Below are 20,417 nucleotides of genomic sequence, written 5' to 3' on the forward strand. Positions count from 1 at the left end.
ACGCTCCCGCGCATGGTCAACAGAGCCGAGGTCGAGGCGCCGTCGTTCCCCGAACTGCTCCGCCACAAGCGGGTCCAGGCCGGGCTCACCCAGCGGACGCTCGCCGACCTGTCGACGATCAGCCCGCGGACGATCCGCGCCCTGGAATCGGGCCGGGTGAACGCGCGGATGCAGACGGTCCGGCTGCTCGCGGACGCCTTGCGGCTGGAGGGGATGCCGCGGGAGCTGTTCGTCAGCGCGGGCCTGGGCAGCCAGCGTCAGGGGCCGGCCGGGGCCGAGCCCTGCCTCACGGTGCCCCGCTCCGTGAACGCCCTGCTCGGGCGGGACGTCGAGGTGCGGGCGATGGTGGGCGCCCTGGCGTCGGACCACCGCCGCATGATCTCCCTGTCCGGGCTGCCGGGGGCGGGCAAGTCGCGGGTGGCCGCGGAGGTGGCGGTCCGGCTGAGCTCGCGCCGGGGGTGGCCGGTGCTGTGGATCGGGACGGGCACGGTGGACCTCGACGGTCACGGCACGGTGATGGGCTCCCTGCTGAAGTCGCTGCGGCTGCTCGTGGAATCGGGCGCGGAGGACGTGTCCACGGTCTGCCGGCTCATCGGCCGGCACGAGGTGCTGCTGGTGCTCGACGGGGTCGCCGACGCGCGGGGCCCGGTCGGCGTGGAGGAGTTGCTGGCGTACTGTCCGGGCATCCGGGTGGTCAGCACGTCGCGGGCGCCGTGGCACGTCCCGGGTGTCCAGGGGACCGTGGTCCCGCCGCTGGCCACGCCGGGGCCGGAGTGGGACGCGACGGGGTCCCTCGACGTCCTGACCGGTGTGCCGTCGGTGCGGCTGCTCGTGGACCGGCTCTCGGAGGTCCGGCCGGGGTTCACCCTCTGCCGGGCCGATGCCGGGGCGGTGGCGCGGCTGTGCCGGAGGCTGGACGGTCTGCCCGTCGCGCTGGAGGCGGCGGCCGCCCGGTCCGGCGTGCTGGGTCTGCGGCAGCTCGCGGACACCCCGGCGCGGGACCTCCTCGATCTGCCGGTGGCGACCCGGTCCGCAGGGGATCCCGAGACGGTCGGCGGCCTGATCCGGTCCGGCTTCGAGCACCTGGACACCGCCCGCCGCGCGATCCTCCACGAGCTGGCCGGGTTCGACCGGGCGCCGACGCTCGGCGAGGCCGCCGAGGCCCTGGACCGGCCGCTGAACCAGGTGGTGGACGATCTCGGCCCGCTGATGGGCCGTGGCCTCGTACGGGCGTCCCACGAGGAGGCGGAGACGCGCCTGCACCTGCCGAACCTGCTGCGGGCGGCCTTGACCCGGCAGTGACCCGGCAGCGAGGCCCCCGCCCCCACCGCGCCGGGCGCGTCACGCCAGGTGCGCGGCGAGGAACCGTTCGACGGCGGCGTAGTAGGTCTGCCGGTTGCCGGGCCGTGCCAGGCCGTGGCCCTCGTCGGGAAACAGCAGGTACTCGTGCGCGAGCCCGTTGGCCGCCAGTGCCGCGACGATCTGCTCGGCCTCCGCGCGGGGCACCCGGACGTCGTTCGCGCCCTGGACCACCAGGACCGGGATGCGGATGTCCGCGGCCCGCGACAGCGGGGACCGCTCCCACAGCATGTCGCGCTCGGTTTCCGGATCCCCGACGTTGGCGTGCATGAACGCCTGCAGCGGAGTGCGGGTGGGTGCCCCGGCCGCCAGCATCGTCAGCAGGTTCGACGGCGCGCACAGGGCTATCGCACAGGTGAAGACGTCCGGTGTGAACGCCGCCCCGACCAGCGCGGCGTACCCGCCGTACGAGCAGCCCATGATCGCGACCCGGGAGGGGTCGACGCTCCCGTCCGCGACGAGGTGGCCGAGCGCGTCGAGCAGATCGGTCTGCATCGCGGCGCCCCACTGTTTGGCGCCCAGGTTGCGGAAGTGCTTGCCGTAGCCCGTCGAACCCCGGAAGTTGACCTGGACGCACGCGTAACCGCGGTTGGCGATCAGCTGCGCCTCCTCGTCGAAGGCGAACGTGTGCCGGGCCCAGGGCCCGCCGTGCACGTTGACCACCGCCGGCAGGCCCCGCCGCTCGACGCCGGGCGGCCAGGTCACGTAGCCGTGCACCGTGACGCCGTCGCGCGCGGAGAACGCGAAGGGCTCCATCCGGGCCAGCCGGTAGCGCTCCAGCTCCGGCTGGTGGCTGAAGAGGTGGCGCAGGCTTCCGTCCGCGCGGTCGTAGAGGTAGTAGAGGACGGGACCGGCTCCGGTCACCACCGAGACGGTCCACAGCCGCCCGGATCGGTCGGTGCGGTCGAGGTGGATCTCGCCGTCGATCTCCAGGAGCGCGAGCTCGCCGCGGATCCGCCCGAGGTCCTTGCCGAAGTCCTCGTCGAGGAAGACCCATTCGTCGCGGTCCTTGGCGAACAGCGCCGCTTGCGGCCTGCGCGTCACCGGGTCCAGCTCGACCTGCCTGACGTCGTGGACCGGATCCTCGGCGAGCAGGGTGCGGGTCCCGGTCGCGATCTCGACCTCGAAGAGGCGGCTGCTGTTGGCCCCGATGGAGGACAGCAGGTAGCAGGTGGCGCCGTCGCGCGCGAAGCCGATGACGCGCGTGCCCATCGCGTCCTCGTAGGGCACGTCGAGCCACGGCGGCGCACCACCGCCGTCCGGCCCGTCCGGCGCATCCGGCGCATCCGGCGGGCCCAGGAACACCGTCGTACCGCCGTCGGGCTTCATGGTGGTGCCCCCGCGGACCCGCAGGTCGGTGTCGATGATCCAGCTCAGGTAGCCGGGGTTCTCCGCGACCTTGGTGAGCCGGCCCGTCGGCAGGTCCAGGCTGTAGACGTCGTGCAGGGCCGGCCGGTCCTTGTTCAGGCCGATCAGCACGGTGGCCGGGTGCCACCGGTTGTGCGCCAGTACGCGTGCCTGGACCCCGTCGAACGGCGTGGCGCAGCGCTCCTCGCCGGAGACGAGGTCGACGAGGTACAGCCGCCGGCTCTCGTCGCCGTTGTCGTCGCGCAGGTAGAACAGGGTGCGGTCGTCGTGGCAGAGGCCGTACGTGCGGATGCCGCGCCCCCGGTCGTGCGTCACTACCGTCGCCTCGTCCGGCCGGTCCACCGGCGCCGTCCATACGTTCAACACCCCGTCGTCCGGGGCCAGGTAGAGCAGGCGGGTGCCGTCCGGCGAGATCTCGGGCACGAGGTAGGACGGGTTGCCGAACAGTACGGAGTGCGGGATCGGCTCTGCGGCTTCAGTCGTCACGGCTCTCTTCCCGGGTGGGTTGCTGACGTCGGTGCCCCGCGAACCACCACGCGGCGAGCCGGGGGAACTGCGCGACCGCCTCGTCGGTGTCGAGCGGCGGTTTCGGGTCGGCGGGCAACTCCCGCGGGAGGCACGGGTCCGCGGCGGCCGCCGGCGGGACCAGCGTCTGGGAGCGGAAGAACTGTGTCATCAGCGCCGGACTGGTGAGCACAGCCCCGGACATCCTGGCCCGCGCCCCCACCCGCGCCCCCGCCCCCACCCGCACCCGCTGCCCGACGGCGGACACCGGGCCCGCCGGTGCGGCCCGCGGCCGGTCCTGCTCGGTCGCCATCCGCCACGACCTGTCCGCCTCTTCCGCCACGGCGGCCTGGAGTGCGGGGAGGACGTCGGGGTCGGCGCCGTGCCGTGCCAGTTCGCGGTCCAGTCGTACGGCGCCGAGCAACGCGACCGACATGCCGTGCGAGTAGACCGGGTTGACCGCCGTCAGCGCGTCGCCGACCACGAGGAAGCCGGCCGGCCGGGGCCCTCGCTCGAAGAACCTCCTGCGGTTCGCGGTGACCCGGTACGGCCGTACTCCCCCGAGGGGTTCGGCCGCGGCCAGGAGCTCCGCCACGACCGGTGAGCTCAACGACTTGACGCAGTCGGTGAATCCGTCCGCGTCGGTCGGCGGTGTGGCGTCCCGCGTGCCGGTCAGGGTGACGGTCCAGCGGTCGTCCTCGATCGGGAACAGTGTCGCGCCGTGCCCCGGCGGGCCTCCGCTCGTGGGGCGCGGGTGCAGCATGAGCGCCGGCATCCCGGCGGCGAGGCCGGAGGGCGCCCGGTAGATCCGGGTGGAGTACGCCAGCCCCGAGTCGACGACCTCTTCCTCGACGCCGGGCCCACCCATCGCGGCCAGCCACCGCGGGGCCCTCGACCGTCGTCCCGTCGCGTCCACCACGAGGTCGGCGCGGAGGGTTTCGCGGACACCGTCCTCGCCGGCGACCACGACACCCGTCACCCGCGACGCGTCCCCGGCGAGCCCCAGGACCCGGGTGTGCTCCCGTACCGTCACCGCGCCGTCGGCCAGCGCCCGCTGCCGGATGACGTGGTCCATGAGCCACCGGCTGCACGAGACCAGGAAGGCGCCGGTCTCGTGGCGGGGGAACCAGCCGTCGGCGCTCAGGATCAGCGCCCCGTCCGGGAGGCCCCGCCGGTGGGCCCCCCGGTCGAGCAGCGCCTCCAGTGTTCCCGGGAGCAGCGTTTCCAGGGCCTCGGCGCCCGCGGTCACGAGCACGTGGCTGTGGAACGCCTGGGGCAGCCCGGGGCGGACGTCCGGGCCCGCCGGGTAGCGGCCGCCCTCGATCACGGTGACCTCGTCGACGTGCCCGGACAGCACGTGGGCCACCAGGATGCCCGCGAAGCCACCGCCGAGGACGACGGCCTTGGTCACGGCCGTGCGGCCGGCCGGTCCGCTTCCGTCTCCTGGAGCAGATCGGCCTCGACCATGGAGGTGATGAACGCGTCCACTTCCGCACGGATGCGCGCGGTCATGACGGCGTTGTGTCCCGCGAAGAGCAGGGACAGTTGCTTGATGACCGTCTCCCGGTCACCGTCCTCCTCGACGAGCGCCCAGATCTGGGCGGCGGTCGAGTTCAGCGTACGGAACTCGCCGGACTCGGTGTGGTAGAGCGAGACGCCGTCTCCGCTCTCCTGCCAGATGACCGCGTCACTGACATGCAGGGACATCGCCCAGCCTCCTGTTCACCGGCATGATGGGAATGAGTTCGCCGACCTTGATCGCGGGCTCGGGCGTGCGGACGTAGGTCTTCCACTGCTCGTGGACGGCGTGCACCTCGTCGGTGGCGACCATCCGGGGGACCGTCATCTCCAGGTCCTTGAGGGCCAGCTCCGCGCGGGTCACCCCGACTTCCTGCCACAGCTGCGTGGTGATGCCGTGCCGCAGGATCCGGCACAGGTGGCGGCTGTTGCGCCGCAGGTCCCCGGACTCCGACATGTGCGCGGCCCGGCAACCGCCGCCGCAGTTGGCCTTGATGTAGCACTTCTCGCAGTCGGCGTGGAACTCCCCGCCGTACACGGTGCTCTTGCGCATGGCGCTCAGCACCGGACCGGCGAACATCTCGGACAGCCGCTGCTTCCTGATGTTGCCGGCGTACTCGCCCTTTCCGGTGACGAGCTTGCACGGGTACATGTCACCGAGGGAGTTGATGTAGATCTCGTTGCCGCCCATGCCGCAGTTGCCCTTGACCGAGCACGGGGTGACCGGCCTCGGCCCGTCCGGCTTGAACTTGCCCGCGACGGGCGAGGTCCAGACGAGCTGCTGCACCCGCAGGTGGTCCTGCCAGCCGAAGTCGTACTCGTCTCCCACGCCGCGGCCCAGGTCGTTGTGGTTCATCAGACGGACGCTGTGGATCTCGATGCCGTCGAGGAACGACGCGAAGTCCTCCAGCTCGTCGACGTTGTCCGAGGTGACGATGTGGTTGATGGCCGGCGTCACGCCGGCGGCGTTGAGCAGCTGGATCGCCCGGTGGGTCTTGGCGAACGCGCCCTTGCCGCGGGTGCGGTCGTGCGTCTCGGCCGTGCCTCCGTCGAGGCTCACCGTGACCATGTTGAACAGCTCGGCGAACCGTTTCGCCGTCGCCTCGCTGCGGATCATCGTCGCGTTGGTGATCACGTTCGACTTCAGGCCGCTGCTGTTGGCGTGCTCGACGATCCGGAACAGGTCCTTGCGGAGCATCGGCTCACCGCCGGTGAACACGATGGTCTCGCTGCCGAACTCGGCGATCTGCGAGACCAGGTCCAGCGATTCGGCGGTGTCGAGCTCGCCCGGGAGGCACTTTTCGGACGACGCGTAGCAGTAGGGGCAGCGCAGGTTGCAGCCGTCTGTGATGGCGTAGTACGCGATGCGCAGGGGCGGTTCGCCGAGCCGGACCTTGGGCTTGTTGCCGTTGAAGTAGACGATCCAGTTCAGGATGAGCTTGGCGAGGACGCGTTCCGTCTCGGCGTCCTGCTCCAGCGCCGGTTCCTCCCCGCGGACACGGGCCGCGGCCAGGGCCTGGAGGACCCGGAACTCCCGTCCCGTGAGGACGCACCGGGAGGCCACTTCCGGGTTGACGACGAGGTGGTCCTCGTCGTGCACAAAGTACGTCAGGTCTTTCGGCACATCGAACAACGACAGGTTCCGGACCAGATTCCCACGCATCGCGCCTCCTCTCTGGGCTGGCACAGGCGCGGCCCGACGCGAACGACCGCCGGGCCCCGCCTGTGGACTGTCGTACTACTGGGCCGCCTCGCCGGAGCCGGACCAGAGGCCGCAGGCACACAGCATCGCGGCGTCGAAGCCCTCCTTGGTGGCCTCGGGCGAGGACCACTCCTGGGAGTGCGCCACCACGTCGGGAAGGATCGCCGCAAGGCGGTTCTTGGTCGAGATGAGGACGTGGGTCTCCTCAGGGGTCAGGCTGGCGTAGAACTCCTCGAGTGCGGGCGCCATCGTGCCGCCGATAACGCCGGCGGCGCGGAGAGACTCCAGGGAGTTGAAGCTCATGATTCCAACCCTTCGCTGTCACGATCGGTACGGGGACGCAACCGAGACTGCGCGTGGCGGTTCAGTGAAACAACCCCACGAATGTGGGTTGTGCCCGAGGCATGGCCGGGCCATACGCGCGCGAGCGACGGCCCTCGCGGCGGCGCTTGCGGAGGTGCTCCGGGCGACGCACGAGGCAACGGGTCGGGCCCCGTGTCAGCACCGCCCCGGGCACCCCTTCAGACACCGGATCAGGGCATCGGGAACCGGCCACGCGGGGGTGTTGACGATCTCCATGCCGTGCCTCACGCTCATACCACAGCTCTTGTGAAGCTCATGTGAAGCGACCGTGGACGTCAGCACCGGAGATCAATGCCACGCCCAGTCGGCGGCCAGCGGTCCGCCGGACGACCCGAGAGGTGCGATGAACCCCACAGGCTCCGGCATCGTGCACATATCGCTGCTGCCAGGCTTCGTCTGCCGCACGGATCAGCGGGTCGCGGACCTGAGCGACATCCAGCAGCGGCTCGTCGCGGCTCTGGTGCTCAGCGAACGCCCGATGCGGCGCGGCGACCTGGCTTCGCGACTGTGGCCCGACGTGCCGCCGGCTCGGGCAGGGGCCCGATTACGCCAAACTCTGTGGCGGTTGAACCAGGCCACGTCCGGGGGGCTGTTACAGACCACGCACACCACCATCTCCCTCGCCGAGCACGTGGACGTGGACTACAGAACGGCCGCACGACTGATCGCGGCCGTGTCGGGAGCCGGTGGAGCCGCGGTCGGCGGCGACTGGTTGCCCCACGCGTGGAGCGTGTTGCGGCACCCCCTGCTGTACGGCTGGGACCACGACTGGCTCGTGCCGTTCCAGGAGAAGTGGAAGTTGCAGCGCGTCCAGACGCTGGAGCGGCTTGCCGAGACGTTCCTGCAGCGCCGGCAGCACTCCACGGTGCTCGAACTGGCGGACGCCGCGGCCCAGGCCGACCCCCTGCGGGAGGGCCCCCGGCGCATAGCGGTCCAATCGTGCCTGTACGCCGGCGAAGTCGCCGACGCACACCGCCGCTACCGCCACTACCGCGAGCTGCTCTTCTCCGAGCTGGGCGTGGCCCCGAGCGGCGCGATCCCGCAGCTGCTCAAGCAGGACCGCGACCGGCAGCTCGCCCTGGCGGTGGAGTACTGACCTCGCGGACGTGAAACCGTGGTGGAGTCGGCGACGGACCGTCACCGTTTCGTGAAGACCCCGCGGGACGCTGGTGCTCAGCCGGCGCATTTCGCGCCCCGCATTCAGGGGAGCAACACCATGAGCAACGTACGCACAGCCGCTGTCGTCCTCGCCGCCCTGTCCGCCCTGGCCCTGACCGCCTGCGGGCCCACCGAGGACGACGCGGCCGGCGGGGCCGCGACGCCGACCGCCGGCCCGACGAACTCCGCTACGCCGGCGCCCGCGAAGCCGTCCGCCAAACCGTCGGCCACGCCGCCGGCTTCGCCGGGCAAGGGCGCGTCGACCGACCCCGACTTCGACGTCTTCCCGTGCGGCATGAACGACCTGAAGTTCACCGCGTCCCTGGCGGAGCCGACGACCAGCAGCTACCTCCTCAAGATCACCAACAAGGGCACCAAGCCGTGCAAGGCCCTGGGCCACCCCGTCGTCACCTTCGGCGATCTGGACGGACAGGCCACGGAGCGCGGCAAGGCCCCGGGCATCGAGGCGGCGCTCCGGCTCGCCCCGGGCCAGTCGGCGTACGCGGGCCTCATGGGCGGTACCAACGACGGCAAGGGCAAGACCGTCAACTCGATCGCGATGACCATGAACACGGAGTCCGATCTGGTGCAGACGCCGCTCAAGGCGTCGACCCCCGGCCTGTACGTCTCGCCCGACAAGAACTCCGTGACCCCGTGGGTCGACAATGCGGAGGACGCTCTGAGCCTGTAGGGCGCAGAGGACACACGACACGAAGGACGACGCGTGACCACAGACAGGGCGGGGGCCTTCTTCCGGAGTTCCGGGGACGCGCTGCACCCGCAGCCCGAGGCACGGGGCTACTGGTCGGCCTCACAGATCCACGGCCGGCTGTTCGGTGGTCTCGCGGCCCGCGCCGTCGAGCACGAGCACATGGAGGAGGGTCTGGTCCCGGCCCGGCTGACCCTGGACCTGTTCCGGGGCGCGCCCATGGCGCCGGTGACCGTATCCACGTACCGCGTACGGGACGGCCGCCGGATCCGGGTCGTCGACGTACGGATCGACGCGGACGGCGAACAGGTCGCGCGGGCCCAGGTGGTGCTGCTGCGAGCCGGGGGCAAGGCGGTCGGCGAGGTGTGGTCCGGCCCGTCCTGGGTCCCGCCGTCGGCGGACGCGCTCGGGCCCCCGCACCTCCCGGCCACGTCGGGGAAGTTCGTCCCGCCCTTCGACGTGTGGCGCATCGATCCCGGCGACGGGCCCTCCCGCGAGGACGACGCGGGCCCCCGTCGGGCCGTGCTCCGCGATACCCGGCCGCTGGTCTCCGGAGAACCCCTCACCCCCCTCGTCCGCGTCGGTCTCGCCGCGGACTACGCCAGTCCCCTCGCCAACTCCGGTACGCACGGACTGGAGTTCATCAACGCCGACTTCACCCTTCGGCTGTCCCGGCTGCCCGGGGAGGAATCGATCGGCATGGAGAGCGCCGGCCACATGGCTTCGGACGGCATCGCGGTCGGGCAGGCCACCCTGTTCGACAGCCTCGGCGCGTTCGGCACCTGCGGGGTGAGCGCCCTCGCCAACGTCCGCTGACGGACGTACGACACCGACGAATCCGGCTTCGGCGAACCCGGCTTCGGCGCCCGGCGGCCGGCGGCCGCCGTCAGCTGAACACGGTGGCGGCCGCGAGCCCGAGGTAGACGAGGGCGACGAGGTACCTGGCCCTGCCGCGCCCCGGCGCCGCGCGGCCGCGCATCCTGCTCGCGAGCCCGCCGGCCACGGCCGCGTACCCCAGGTCCATGACCAGCCCGACCGTGAAGGTGATCCCGGCGAGCACCAGCAGTTCCGTACGGGCCTGTGCGCCGCTCGCGTCCTCGCTCACCCACTGCGGCAGGAAGGCCAGGAAGAACAGCATGACCTTCGGGTTGAGCACGTTGACGAGGACCCCTTCTCGGTAGACGCTCGCGAGCCTCCTTGGTTCCGGCCGGGCCGGGTCGCCCGGCGGACCGGCTCCGGCGAGGGAGCGCACTGCGAGGTAGAGGAGGTAGCAGGCACCCAGCAGGGTGAGGGCCTTCAGCGCCGCCGGTTCGGCCGAGACGAGTGCCGCGACTCCGAAGGCCGTGGCCAGGGCATGGATCAGGGTGCCGGTCTCCACCCCGAGCGCCGAGACCATCCCGGCGCCCGTGCCCTGGGCGATGCTCCGCGTACAGATGTAGACGACGTTCGGTCCGGGCAGGCCCACGAGCGCGACCGACGCTCCCACGAAGAGCAGCAGCTGCTGTGGATCGGAGAGGACCCTCATCGCCGGTCCGCTCCGAGCAGGGCCGGCAACAGGCCCAGGGGTGGCGCGCCCAGGCCGAGCAGAGCGGTGTGGAAGCGGGTGAGGGTGAATCCCTGCCCCCACCGCTGCCGGGCCTGGTCGCGCAGGTCGAGGATCGCGAACTTCCCCCGGGCGTAGTCGCCCGCTTGCGGGTCGAGCAGGCAGCGCGTGGCCTGCTGCGCGGCGAGCGCCGGTGGGGTGTGCGCGTCCGCCTCGAATCGGGCGGCCGCCTGTTCGTGGGTGAGTTCGCCGGTGTGCAGCCCGATGACGCAGGCCAGGCGGGTCAGGCGGAGCAGTCCGTCGCGGGCGACGGCCACGGTGTGCCGGGGGTCGCCGTCGCCGAACCCCGTCTCCAGGGCCATCTCCTCGCAGTAGTGCGCCCAGCCCTCGCTGGTCGCGTACGAGTGCAGGCTGCGGCGCACCTCGCTGCGTACGTGGCGCATGCTCCGGCGGTGCGCCAGGTGTCCCGGGGCCACCTCGTGCACGGCGATGTTCAGCAGCTGGTACCGGCTGTAGGTGCGCAGCCAGGCCTCGCGGTCCCGGGCGGGCCACTGCTCGAGGGGGTCGAGCGGGTCGTGCGTCGGGGCCCGGTGGTCCGGCAGGTCGGGGCGCGCCCGGTCCTGGCGGGCGGCAGCGGCCATTCCCGACAGCGCGCGGCGCACTCCGGTCTCGGAGAGGTCCTGGGGCCGGCCGTCGTACTCGTGGCGTCCGGCTTCGTCGCGTGCGGCCGGCACGGACGCGTCGAGGACGGCGCGGAGTCGGGCCGGGGTGGCCCGGGTGGTCCGTGGCATCGGATGGGTCTCCTCAGGGCGGATAGGGTCGAGTGGTAGGTCCGGGACCAGCCAATCCGGCGCCGGGGCAGACCACACGATCCAATGGGGGCCGAAGTGGACCTTTCACGGAATCCGGAACGGCTGGTGGAGCTGTTGCCGGACGGGTGGGCGGGGCGGGGTGCCCTGTTCCGCGGGCTCGCCGAGGCGCTGCGCCGGCTCGTCGACGAGGGTGATCTGACGCCGGGCGCCCGGCTGCCGTCGGAGCGCGGGCTCGCCGCAGCGCTCGCGCTGAGCCGCTCGACCGTCGTCGCCGCCTACGACGAGCTGCGCGCCGACGGCACCCTCGCCAGCCGGCAGGGCAGCGGCACCCTGGTGGCCAGGAGGTCGGGCGGCGGCCGCCGCCGCACCGGTCACGGGCACCGGCAGGGGCAGGCCGAGTCCGTTCTCGCCCGGCTCACACAGGGCCCGGGCCGCGTGATCTCCTTGGCGTACGCGGCGGACGCGGGCGCACCCGAACTCGCCGAGGCACTGCGCGAGGTGACCGCGTACGACCTCCCCCATCTGCTGTCCGACGCCGGCTACCACCCGCGCGGACTGTTCCTGCTGCGCGAGCGGATCGCCGTCCACCTCGGCGAGCTGGGGCTGCCCACCTCGCCCGATCAGGTGGTGGTGACGACGGGGGCGCACCAGGCCATCGCCCTGACCGCCCAGATGTACCTGCGGCCCGGCAGTACGGTCGTCGTCGAATCCCCCAGCTGGCCCGGCTGCTTCGACCTGTTCTCCGCGTACGGCGCCCGCACGGTCGGCGTACCGCTCGACGAGGAGGGCATGCGGCCGGACCTGCTGGCCGCCGCTCTGGCCGAGCACCAGCCGGACCTGCTGTTCGTCATGCCGGGCTACCACAACCCCACCGGCCGGCTGATGAGCGCGCCCCGGCGCCGCCGCATCGCCGAGCTGGCCCGGCAGCACGACGTGCCCGTCGTGGAGGACCTGGCCTACTCGGGGCGGATCGGTACCCGGGACGCGTTGCCGCCGCCCCTGGGCGCGTTCGCCGAGCGGGGCGGCGAGGTGCTGACCCTCGGTTCGCTGTCCAAATCGGTGTGGAGCGGGCTGCGGGTGGGCTGGCTGCGCGCGGAGGAACCCGTCGCGGCCCGGTTCGCCCGCCACAAGGCGCTGGCCGACCTGGGCACCCCGGTCCTCGATCAGGCCGTCGCGGCCCGGCTGCTGCCCCGGCTGGCCGAGCTGGAGCAGACGCGGGCGGAGTCCGCCGCCCGCCGGCTGCGTCACCTGACGGGGCTGCTGGAGCAGTCACTCCCGGACTGGAGATGGGAGCGGCCCGCCGGCGGGTCGGCCCTGTGGATCGAACTCCCCGGGGTCGATGCCGGCGCGTTCGCGCAGGTCGCGCTGCGCCACGAGGTCGAGGTGGTGGCGGGCCGGACCACCGATCCCAGCGGCCGCCACGACTCCTTCGTCCGGCTGCCCTTCACGTACCCGCCGGACGTCCTGACCGAGGCGGTCCACCGGCTCGCCCGCGCCTGGGCCGACTTCCGCCGGCACGGCCCGGCGCCCGAACAGGGACCCCCGCTGGTCTGAGGCGGTCCTTGAGACGGCCGAGCCGTCAGGTGCGTGCGGGTGCGAGTTCCCGTTCGAATCCGGACAGCAGTGCTTCGAGCGCGAAGTCGAAGCGTGCCACGGCCGCGTCCTCGCCCGCCTGGCGGGCGGCGCCGACCAGCAGCGGGTAGGCGTCCGGGTCCAGCGAGGCCAGGCTGCCGTCGACACTGCCCGCCTGCGCGGCGGCGTGACCGACGACGAAGCTGGTCAGGGCGTACATGACGTCCAGGGTCCTGGGCAGGGGGAAGCCCGCCTCGCACAGCATCCCCACCACGGCCTCCATCGTCCGCAGGTTGCGTGGCGTCATGGAGGGCCTGGACAGGAACAGCGGCACGGCGTGCGGATGCGCGCCGAGCGCGGCCAACAGCGCATGGGCGTAGGCGCCCAGGTCCGCCCGCCAGGTGGCGGCGCCGAACTCCGGGGGTACGGCCTCGGCGACGACCTGCTCGATCATCCCGTCCAGCAGGGCGCTCTTGTTCGGCACGTGGTGGTAGAGGGTCATCGCCTCCACGCCCAGTTCGGCGCCGAGCCGGCGCATCGACAGGGCCTTCATCCCCTCTCGGTCGACGAGACGTACGGCCGCCTCCAGGACGGCCTGCCGAGTGAGCCCCACGCGCTGCCCGCGAGCCCTGTTGGCCCCCATGGCGCCTCTCCTTCCGTACCGGATGCCCTGCGTTCCGGGTTGACCATTCTTACGCCGTAAGTATAGCGTCGAGATACGACCTTACATCGTAAGAATCGCGTGACGGGTCGGCGCCCGCTCCCTCTGCGGGGCCCGACGAGGACGAGGGGACGATGACCAGCACCGAGTTGGCCGAGGCGAGGAAACCTGACGGGCAGGGGATGGCAGGGCTGCTGCGTCCTTACGCGAGGGGCTTCGCCGCCGTGATCGTCCTGCAGCTCATCGGTGCGGTGGCCGGGCTGGCCCCGCTGCTCGCCGTCGTCGAGCTGGGCAGAACCCTGTTCGCGCCCGGCCCGGTCGACCACGGCCATGTCCGGCTCGTCGTGGTCGCGGGGGCGGTCGGCCTCTTCGTCCGACTGCTGTTCACCGCCGCCGCGGCGGGAGTCGGGCATCTGCTGGACGGGCGGGTGCAGTTGGCGCTGCGCCGACAGCTGGCCGCGCGGCTGGGCCGGGTCCCGATCGGCTGGCTCTCGCGCCGCCGCAGCGGTGAACTGGCCAAGCTGGTGGGCGAGGACGTGTCCGCCGTGCACCCCTTCATCGCCCACACTCCCGGCGAGCTGGCCTCGGCGTTCGTCGTGCCCCTGGTGTCGCTGGTCTACCTGTTCACCGTCGACTGGCGGCTGACGCTGATCACACTGATCCCGGTGGTCACGGCGATGGCGCTGGTCCCGTTGATGATGACCCCGGCCAGGCTGCGCGAGCAGGCCGAATTCGACTCGGCGATGACGCGGATCGCGAGCTCCGTCGTGGAGTTCGTCCAGGGCATCGCGGTGGTCAAGGCCTTCGGCGGGGGCGAGCGCGCGCACCGCGAATTCCGCACCTCCGCCGACGAGTTCGTCGCCACGTTCCGCCGCTGGGTGCACGGGATCTCCCCGATCGCCGCGGGGATGCAGCTGGCGCTGTCACCCCCGTTCGTGCTGCTGACCGTACTGGTCGGCGGCGCGGCGCTGATCGCCGACGGAGAGCTGGCACCGGCCGATCTGCTGCCGTTCCTGCTGCTGGGACTCGGGCTGACCGCCCCCGTGGCCGCGCTCGGGCACGGCTTCGACGAGCTGCAGACCGCCCGCCGCGCGGTCGGCCGGATCCGCGACGTACTCGCCGTACCCCCGCTTCCGGAGCCGGCGCACCCTCGCGCGCCGCACGGCCACCGGGTGGAGCTGCGCGACGTCCACTTCGCCTACGACGCCGGCCGTGAGGTACTGCGCGGAATCGACCTGGTGTTGGAGCCGGGGACGGTCACCGCACTCGTCGGACCGTCGGGAAGCGGCAAGTCCACGCTGGTCCAGCTGCTGCCGCGGTTCGTCGACCCGACGAGCGGCTCGGTCCGCCTGGGCGGCGTCGACCTGCGCGAGCTGAGCAGCCGGGAGCTGTACCGGCACGTCTCCTTCGTCTTCCAGGACGTGCGGCTGTTGCGCGCCTCGGTCGCGGACAACATCGCTCTGGCGGTACCGGGCGCCCGTCCGGAGGACGTGGTGCGCGCGGCCCGCATGGCGAACATCCACGACCGCGTGCTCGAACTGCCCCGCGGATACGAGACGGTGATCGGCGAGGACGCCCGGCTGTCGGGCGGCGAGGCCCAACGCGTCGCGCTCGCCCGCGCCCTGCTGGCCGACACCCCCGTCCTCGTGCTCGACGAAGCGACCTCCTTCGCCGACCCGCACACCGAACAGGCGGTGCGCCGCGCCCTGGAGGCGCTGCGGGGCGACCGGACGGTCCTGGTCATCGCCCATCGCCTGGAGACCGTCGCCGGCGCCGACGCCGTCGCGGTGCTGGAGGACGGACGCGTCGTCGAGCACGGCAGGCCCGCCGAACTGCTCGCAGCGGACGGGGCGTTCGCCCAGCTGTGGCGAACCCTGCACGCGCCGGGCTCCACGGGAGGGGGTGAGCGGCTGTGAGGAAGCCTGCCCGCCGGCAGTACCCCATGCCCGCCCTCACTCCGACCGACCCGGTCACGCCCGTGGAACGGACCGACCGCGAACGACGAGGAGACCACCCGCGATGATCCGCATGCTGCTGCGCGTGCTGGGACACCAGCACTCCCGCCCGATGCGCCGCACCCTCGCCCTGATGACGACCACCGCGGTCGTCGAGGGCCTGTCCTACGCCCTGCTGCTGCCCGTGCTGCGGGCGCTGCTCGGGGACACGCCCGAGGACGCCTGGCCCTGGCTGGGCGCGTTCGGCACCGCGGTCGGGGCGTATGCGGTGCTGCGCTACCTCAGCGACCTGTCGGGGTTCCGCGTCGGCACCACGCTGCTGCGCGGTGTCTACCACCGCCTCGGCGACCATCTGGCCCGGCTGCCCCTCGGGTGGTACGGCGCGGCCCGGGTGGGAGATCTGTCCGTGCTGGCCGGACAGGGCGTGCTGCAGGCGATGAGCGTGATCGCACACCTGATGGCACCGTTCGTCTCCGCCGCCGTGACGCCGTTGACGATCGTCACCGTGATCCTCGCCGCCAACTGGCAGCTGGGCCTGGCCGCGCTGGCCGCCGTCCCCATCGTGGCGGCGATCCAGATCCTCACCGGTCGTTCGACCGCCGCCGAGGACGCGGAACGTGCCGCAGGCGACCGCGAGGCCGCCGACAGGGTCATCGAATACCTCCGGGCCCAGCCGGTGCTGCGCGCCGGCGGCCGGACCGCCGAACGCTTCCGGCTGCTGGACGACTCCCTGCAGCAGGTCCGGCAGGCCTCCCGCCGCTCCACGCTGTCCGCACTGCCCGGCGCGCTGGGGCTGACCCTGACGGTGCAGGCGGTGTTCACCGCGATGCTGGTCCTGGGCGCGTACCTCGCGCTCGGCGGGGGCATCGGGACCGCAGAACTGCTCACGATCCTGGTACTGGCCTCCCGCTGCGCGGACCCGCTGCTGTCGCTGGCCGACCTCGGCGGCAAGCTCCGCGGCGCGCGCGGCGAACTGGTCCGGCTCGACGCCGTGCTGCGCACGGAGCCGCTGCCGCAGGACCCCGACCCGGTCCAACCGGTCGGTCACGGAGTGGAGTTCGACGCGGTCACCTTCCGGCACGGGGGCCACACGGTCTTCGAGAACCTGTCTCTGTCCGTCCCCGCCGGGCAGCGACTGGCCGTCGTGGGGCCTTCGGGTGCGGGCAAGACCACCCTGCTGCAGTTGCTCGCGCGGTTCCACGACGTGGACGCGGGCGCGGTGCGCGTCGGCGGCGCGGACGTACGCGCCGTCGGCACATCGGATCTGATGGCACGGTTCGCCATCGTCTTCCAGGACGTCTACCTCTTCGACGGCACGATCGAGGACAACGTGCGCCTGGGCCGCCCCGACGCCACCGAAACCGAGGTGCGGGCAGCCGCGGCCGCGGCGCGACTGGACGAGGTGGTCGACCGCCTGCCGGACGGATGGGCGACCGGCGTCGGCGAGGGCGGCGCACGCCTGTCCGGCGGCGAGCGCCAGCGCGTCTCGATCGCCCGCGCGCTGCTGAAGGACGCGCCGATCGTGCTGCTGGACGAGGTCACCTCCGCGCTCGACCCCGTCAACGAGGCGGCCGTCCACACCGGCATCGAGCGCTTGATGGCAGGCCGAACCGTGATGATGGTGGCCCACCGGATGCGGACCGTCCAACACGCCGACCGCATCGTCTTCCTCGACGCCGGCCACATAGTCGAGGAAGGCGGCCACGACGAACTGCTGCGCCGCGGCGGCCGCTACGCCGACTTCTGGAACCTCTCCCTGGTGCCCGGAACGCCGAACACCGGGTGACGGCCTGGCCGGCGTAGCCGTTCCGATTGTCCTCCTGGTCGCCCTGGCGCTCGTCACAGCCCTGGTCGTCACCGTCCGCCAGAGCGAGCGGCGGGTCCCGATCCAGTACTCCAAGCGCATGACGGGCCGCCGGCCGTACGGCGGCACGGCGACCCATGTCCCGGTCCGAGGCGGCCGGGGCGGGTTCGCGGTGATGATCCCCGCATCCCTGCTGCTTCTGCTGCCCGCTCCACCGGCTCCCTGGGTCCTGGCGGCGTACGTCCTGCTCGCCTTCGGCTACGCGTTCCTCCCCGGAATCATCGAATTCCACGGCCGGCCGACCGCCGAGTACCTCGCCTACGTTCAGATGCGGATCGTCCTGGCCGGCGCGCTCGGCATGACGGTGGTCGCGCTGATCCCGGTGACGGCGCTCGCCCTGCCCGGCGTGCACGCGGATCACGCCGCCTTCGGCGTCACCACGCTGCTCATCGTCGCGCGCGTCGCCCTCGACACCGCGCTGCCCACCACCCGGCAGATCGAGTCCTGGCTGCTGAAGCCCGGCTACGAGCGGTTTCTCCGCCGAGGGTGAGCACAGGCCCCGGGGTTGGTCCGTGCAGTTGCCGCCCCGCTCGTCGCGCGCCCGGTCAGGGAGAGCTCTGGCGCCGCACCCTTCTCCGACGGGAGAAGAGCCGCACGGACCCGTATCCGGTCGAATGAGGACTTTCACCATGCCGTAGACACGTTGCGTGCAAGGATGTCGGCCGTGACCAGATCGTCCTCCTCGCCTCTCGCCGAGGGCACGCCTCACACCCACGGCCTGGGTCCCCGTGTCGCCGCCGTGCTCGTGTTCGGGTCGTCGGCCGCGGTCCTGGTCGTGGAGATCGTCGCTCTGCGGCTACTGGCTCCCTACCTCGGCCTCACCCTCGAGACCAGCACCATGGTGATCGGCATCGCCCTCACCGCGATCGCCTTCGGCTCCTGGCTGGGCGGGCGCATCGCCGACCAGGTCAATCCACGCCGGCTCATCGGCCCTTCGCTGGGGGTCTCGGGAGCGGTCGTCGCGCTCACCCCTGCCGTGCTGCGCACCACGGCGGAGTGGGCACCTGCGCTGCTCTTGCTGATCGCGTCGCTGACCATCCTCGTGCCCGGCGCGCTGCTCTCCGCGGTGACGCCCATCGTGACCAAGCTGCGCCTCACCAGCCTCGCCGAAACCGGGACGGTCGTCGGCCGCTTGTCCGGCGTCGGGACCGTCGGCGCCATCGTCGGCAGCGTCCTCACCGGCTTCGTCCTCATCTCGCGGTGGCCGGTCAGCAACATCCTGATCGGCCTCGGAACCCTGCTGGTGGTCGGCTCGGCGCTGGTCGAGTGGCGAACGCGCGGGTGGAGCAGCACGCCCGCCCTGACGCTCGTGGTCGTTGCCGGCGGTCTCGCCACCACGGTCGCGCCCGGCGCCTGCGACACGGAGACCAGGTACCACTGCGCACGCGTCGTCGAGGACCCCGAACGGGGCAGCGGACGCACACTCGTTCTGGACGGCGTGCGGCACTCCTACGTCGACATCGACGACCCGACCTTCCTCAAGTTCGAGTACGTGCGCGCCATCGCGTCGGTGGTCGATGCCGCCTTTCCCCAGAGCAAGCCACTGGCGGCCCACCACCTGGGCGGCGGCGGGCTCACCTTTCCCCGCTACCTCGCGGCCACGCGGCCCGGGACGCGCAGCCTCGTGTCCGAGATCGACAGCGGGGTCGTGCGCATCGACCGCGACCGACTGGGTCTGGGATCAGCAGGCGGCATCGACGTACGCGTCGAGGACGGCAGGCTCGGCCTGCGGCGACTGGAAGCCGGCAGTCATGACCTCGTCGTCGGCGACGCCTTCGGGGGCGTCAGCGTGCCGTGGCACCTCACCACGGTGGAAGCGATGACCGACGTACGGCGGGTGCTCACCGAAGACGGCCTGTACGTGGCCAACCTCATCGACCACGGCGGTCTGGCCTTCGCACGGGCCGAAGTGGCCACCATCAGCGAAAGCTTCGAACACGTCGCGCTCGTCGGCAAACCCGCCGACATCGGCCTCGACCCGGCGGCCACCCCCAAGGGCGGCAATCTGGTGGTGCTCGCCTCCAACCGGCCAATCGACGTCCGCGCGACCCAGAAAGCGCTGGACGCCCGGCAAACCGGCTGGAAGATCGCCACCGGCGACGACCTCGACTCCTGGATCGGCGATGCTCAACTGCTCACCGACGACCACGCGCCCGTCGACCAGCTCCTCCAGCCCCACGGCCCACGGAGCAGCCGGTGACGGGACGCACGAAAGGCCGCCCTCTCACGGATGAGAGAACGGCCTCCGACTTGCGTTTCCGCACAGTCGGGACGACAGGATTTGAACCTGCGACCCCTTGACCCCCAGTCAAGTGCGCTACCAAGCTGCGCCACGTCCCGTTGCGCCTTTGTCCGGTTCTTCGTGGGTTTCCCCTGCCCCGGCGGCACATGCAGAACATTACCCCACGCAGAGGGGTGTGCATGCACCGGTAATCGCCCCGGGGGAGGATGGGGTGGTGAACGCACGGGATCGGGATGTCGACGGGCGGGCGCGGAGTGCTCGGCCCAGGGATGGATTGGGGCGGCCCCTGCCCTACGGTGCGCCGGGGGTGGAGCGGCAGCCCGAGGGGGTGGTGCGCTCGCCCGCGGAGACCGTGCGCGAGGCGCAGCGGCTGCTGGACGCCGGGATGCCGTTCCACGCGCACGAGGTGTTCGAGGACGCCTGGAAGTCGGGGCCCGAGGCCGAGGCCCCGCTGTGGCGGGGCCTCGCGCAGCTCGCCGTCGGGCTGACGCACGCCGCGCGCGGGAACGCCGTCGGCGGGGCGCGGCTGCTGCGGCGCGGGGCCGGGGTCCTGGCCGGGCGAAAGGACGCGTACGGGATCGACGTGGCGGCGCTGGTCGGGTGGGCCCGCGAACTGGCGGGACGGGTGGAGGCCGGCGAGCCCGTCGACGCGGCGGGCGAAGCGCCCCGGCTCGCCGGCCGGCCGGGCTGAGACCTACGCGGCGGGCTGGAGCAGGTCCCAGCGGTTCCCGTACAGGTCCTCGAAGACCGCGACGGAGCCGTACGCCTCGTGGCGCGGCTCCTCCAGGAAGCGGACGCCCTCGGTGGTCATCCGGGCGTGGTCGCGCGCGAAGTCGTCGGTGTAGAGGAAGAAGCCGACGCGGCCGCCCGTCTGGTCTCCGACCCGGGAGCGCTGGGCCTCGTCCTTGGCGCGGGCCAGCAGGAGCGCCGATTCGGTGGCGCCTGGCGGGCGGACCACGACCCAGCGGGAGCCGTCCGGGCGTGCGGTGTCCTCGGCCAGGTCGAAGCCGAGGGCGCGGGTGTAGAAGTCGATGGCCTCGTCGTAGTCGTGGACCACGAGTGCGGTGAGGGCGATGTGGGAGGGCAT

The 20,417-nt window shown here is 72.3% G+C and carries 19 protein-coding genes and 1 tRNA gene; 10 read left to right on the forward strand and 10 right to left on the reverse strand.

Annotated features, from left to right (window positions below; all coding sequences use genetic code 11):
• Nucleotides 1–12 precede the first annotated feature (12 nt).
• Nucleotides 13–1,302: a helix-turn-helix domain-containing protein gene (locus OG625_RS05230; protein ID WP_329376896.1), complete on the forward strand. Its 1,290-nt coding sequence runs from the start codon at nucleotides 13–15 to the stop codon at nucleotides 1,300–1,302.
• Between the two features lie 39 nt (nucleotides 1,303–1,341).
• On the opposite strand, the gene OG625_RS05235 is transcribed toward OG625_RS05230, so the two are convergent.
• The 5 genes from OG625_RS05235 to OG625_RS05255 all read right to left on the reverse strand — a co-directional run bounded on the left by OG625_RS05235 (nucleotide 1,342) and on the right by OG625_RS05255 (nucleotide 6,754).
• Nucleotides 1,342–3,213, reverse strand: coding sequence for a S9 family peptidase (locus tag OG625_RS05235; RefSeq protein WP_329376897.1), 1,872 nt, complete (start codon nucleotides 3,211–3,213; stop codon nucleotides 1,342–1,344).
• Nucleotides 3,203–4,642, reverse strand: a complete 1,440-nt coding sequence (locus tag OG625_RS05240) for an NAD(P)/FAD-dependent oxidoreductase (RefSeq protein WP_329376898.1) — start codon at nucleotides 4,640–4,642, stop codon at nucleotides 3,203–3,205. The genes OG625_RS05235 and OG625_RS05240 overlap by 11 nt, the downstream gene beginning before the upstream one ends.
• Nucleotides 4,639–4,938, reverse strand: a complete 300-nt coding sequence (locus OG625_RS05245) for a PqqD family protein (protein WP_329376899.1) — start codon at nucleotides 4,936–4,938, stop codon at nucleotides 4,639–4,641. The genes OG625_RS05240 and OG625_RS05245 overlap by 4 nt, the downstream gene beginning before the upstream one ends.
• Nucleotides 4,919–6,412: a StsB family radical SAM/SPASM domain sactipeptide maturase gene (gene stsB, locus OG625_RS05250; RefSeq protein WP_329376900.1), complete on the reverse strand. Its 1,494-nt coding sequence runs from the start codon at nucleotides 6,410–6,412 to the stop codon at nucleotides 4,919–4,921. The genes OG625_RS05245 and stsB overlap by 20 nt, the downstream gene beginning before the upstream one ends.
• A gap of 75 nt (nucleotides 6,413–6,487) precedes the next feature.
• The gene (locus OG625_RS05255) at nucleotides 6,488–6,754 is read right to left on the reverse strand and encodes a StsA-related sactipeptide RiPP (RefSeq protein WP_329376901.1); all 267 of its coding nucleotides are present in this window, start codon (nucleotides 6,752–6,754) and stop codon (nucleotides 6,488–6,490) included.
• Nucleotides 6,755–7,157: 403 nt separating this feature from the next.
• On the opposite strand from OG625_RS05255, the gene OG625_RS05260 reads away from it, so the two are divergent.
• The 3 genes from OG625_RS05260 to OG625_RS05270 all read left to right on the forward strand — a co-directional run bounded on the left by OG625_RS05260 (nucleotide 7,158) and on the right by OG625_RS05270 (nucleotide 9,497).
• Nucleotides 7,158–7,910 (forward strand): AfsR/SARP family transcriptional regulator, encoded by a 753-nt coding sequence (locus tag OG625_RS05260; protein WP_329376902.1) that lies wholly within the window; start codon nucleotides 7,158–7,160, stop codon nucleotides 7,908–7,910.
• 120 nt (nucleotides 7,911–8,030) lie between these two features.
• Nucleotides 8,031–8,663, forward strand: coding sequence for a DUF4232 domain-containing protein (locus tag OG625_RS05265; protein WP_329376903.1), 633 nt, complete (start codon nucleotides 8,031–8,033; stop codon nucleotides 8,661–8,663).
• Between the two features lie 33 nt (nucleotides 8,664–8,696).
• Nucleotides 8,697–9,497: a thioesterase family protein gene (locus OG625_RS05270; protein ID WP_329376904.1), complete on the forward strand. Its 801-nt coding sequence runs from the start codon at nucleotides 8,697–8,699 to the stop codon at nucleotides 9,495–9,497.
• Nucleotides 9,498–9,567: 70 nt separating this feature from the next.
• Here OG625_RS05270 and OG625_RS05275 read toward each other — a convergent pair whose 3' ends face one another.
• Nucleotides 9,568–10,206, reverse strand: coding sequence for a LysE family translocator (locus tag OG625_RS05275; protein WP_329376905.1), 639 nt, complete (start codon nucleotides 10,204–10,206; stop codon nucleotides 9,568–9,570).
• Nucleotides 10,203–11,015, reverse strand: a complete 813-nt coding sequence (locus OG625_RS05280) for a DUF885 family protein (protein ID WP_329376906.1) — start codon at nucleotides 11,013–11,015, stop codon at nucleotides 10,203–10,205. Before OG625_RS05280 ends, OG625_RS05275 begins: the two co-directional genes overlap by 4 nt.
• Before the next feature lie 96 nt (nucleotides 11,016–11,111).
• Between OG625_RS05280 and yczR the strand changes: the two genes are divergently transcribed.
• Nucleotides 11,112–12,590 (forward strand): aminotransferase-like domain-containing protein, encoded by a 1,479-nt coding sequence (gene yczR / locus OG625_RS05285; protein WP_329376907.1) that lies wholly within the window; start codon nucleotides 11,112–11,114, stop codon nucleotides 12,588–12,590.
• A 25-nt stretch (nucleotides 12,591–12,615) separates the two neighbouring features.
• Here the strand turns inward: yczR and OG625_RS05290 are convergent, their stop codons facing one another.
• Nucleotides 12,616–13,251 carry a TetR/AcrR family transcriptional regulator C-terminal domain-containing protein gene (locus OG625_RS05290; protein WP_329376908.1) on the reverse strand — a complete coding sequence of 212 codons (636 nt, stop codon included), beginning with the start codon at nucleotides 13,249–13,251 and terminating at the stop codon, nucleotides 12,616–12,618.
• A 200-nt stretch (nucleotides 13,252–13,451) separates the two neighbouring features.
• Here OG625_RS05290 and OG625_RS05295 point away from each other — a divergent pair, with 200 nt between their 5' ends.
• The 4 genes from OG625_RS05295 (at nucleotide 13,452) to OG625_RS05310 (ending at nucleotide 19,288) form a co-directional block, all read left to right on the forward strand.
• A complete protein-coding gene (locus OG625_RS05295) occupies nucleotides 13,452–15,185 on the forward strand; it encodes an ABC transporter ATP-binding protein (RefSeq protein ID WP_443067863.1) in 1,734 nt (577 codons plus the stop codon).
• A gap of 103 nt (nucleotides 15,186–15,288) precedes the next feature.
• Entirely contained in the window at nucleotides 15,289–17,010 is a 1,722-nt protein-coding gene (locus OG625_RS05300; RefSeq protein WP_329376910.1) for an ABC transporter ATP-binding protein, read from the forward strand.
• Nucleotides 17,011–17,014: 4 nt separating this feature from the next.
• Nucleotides 17,015–17,578: a hypothetical protein gene (locus OG625_RS05305; RefSeq protein ID WP_329390451.1), complete on the forward strand. Its 564-nt coding sequence runs from the start codon at nucleotides 17,015–17,017 to the stop codon at nucleotides 17,576–17,578.
• Between the two features lie 174 nt (nucleotides 17,579–17,752).
• Nucleotides 17,753–19,288, forward strand: coding sequence for a fused MFS/spermidine synthase (locus OG625_RS05310; RefSeq protein ID WP_329376911.1), 1,536 nt, complete (start codon nucleotides 17,753–17,755; stop codon nucleotides 19,286–19,288).
• Nucleotides 19,289–19,354: 66 nt separating this feature from the next.
• On the opposite strand, the gene OG625_RS05315 is transcribed toward OG625_RS05310, so the two are convergent.
• A tRNA-Pro gene (locus OG625_RS05315) sits at nucleotides 19,355–19,428 on the reverse strand.
• 92 nt (nucleotides 19,429–19,520) lie between these two features.
• On the opposite strand from OG625_RS05315, the gene OG625_RS05320 reads away from it, so the two are divergent.
• Nucleotides 19,521–20,021, forward strand: coding sequence for a DUF309 domain-containing protein (locus OG625_RS05320; RefSeq protein ID WP_443067864.1), 501 nt, complete (start codon nucleotides 19,521–19,523; stop codon nucleotides 20,019–20,021).
• Nucleotides 20,022–20,024: 3 nt separating this feature from the next.
• Here OG625_RS05320 and OG625_RS05325 read toward each other — a convergent pair whose 3' ends face one another.
• Entirely contained in the window at nucleotides 20,025–20,417 is a 393-nt protein-coding gene (locus OG625_RS05325; protein ID WP_329376913.1) for a VOC family protein, read from the reverse strand.

Source organism: Streptomyces sp. NBC_01351, assembly GCF_036237315.1.
Taxonomy (GTDB): domain Bacteria; phylum Actinomycetota; class Actinomycetes; order Streptomycetales; family Streptomycetaceae; genus Streptomyces.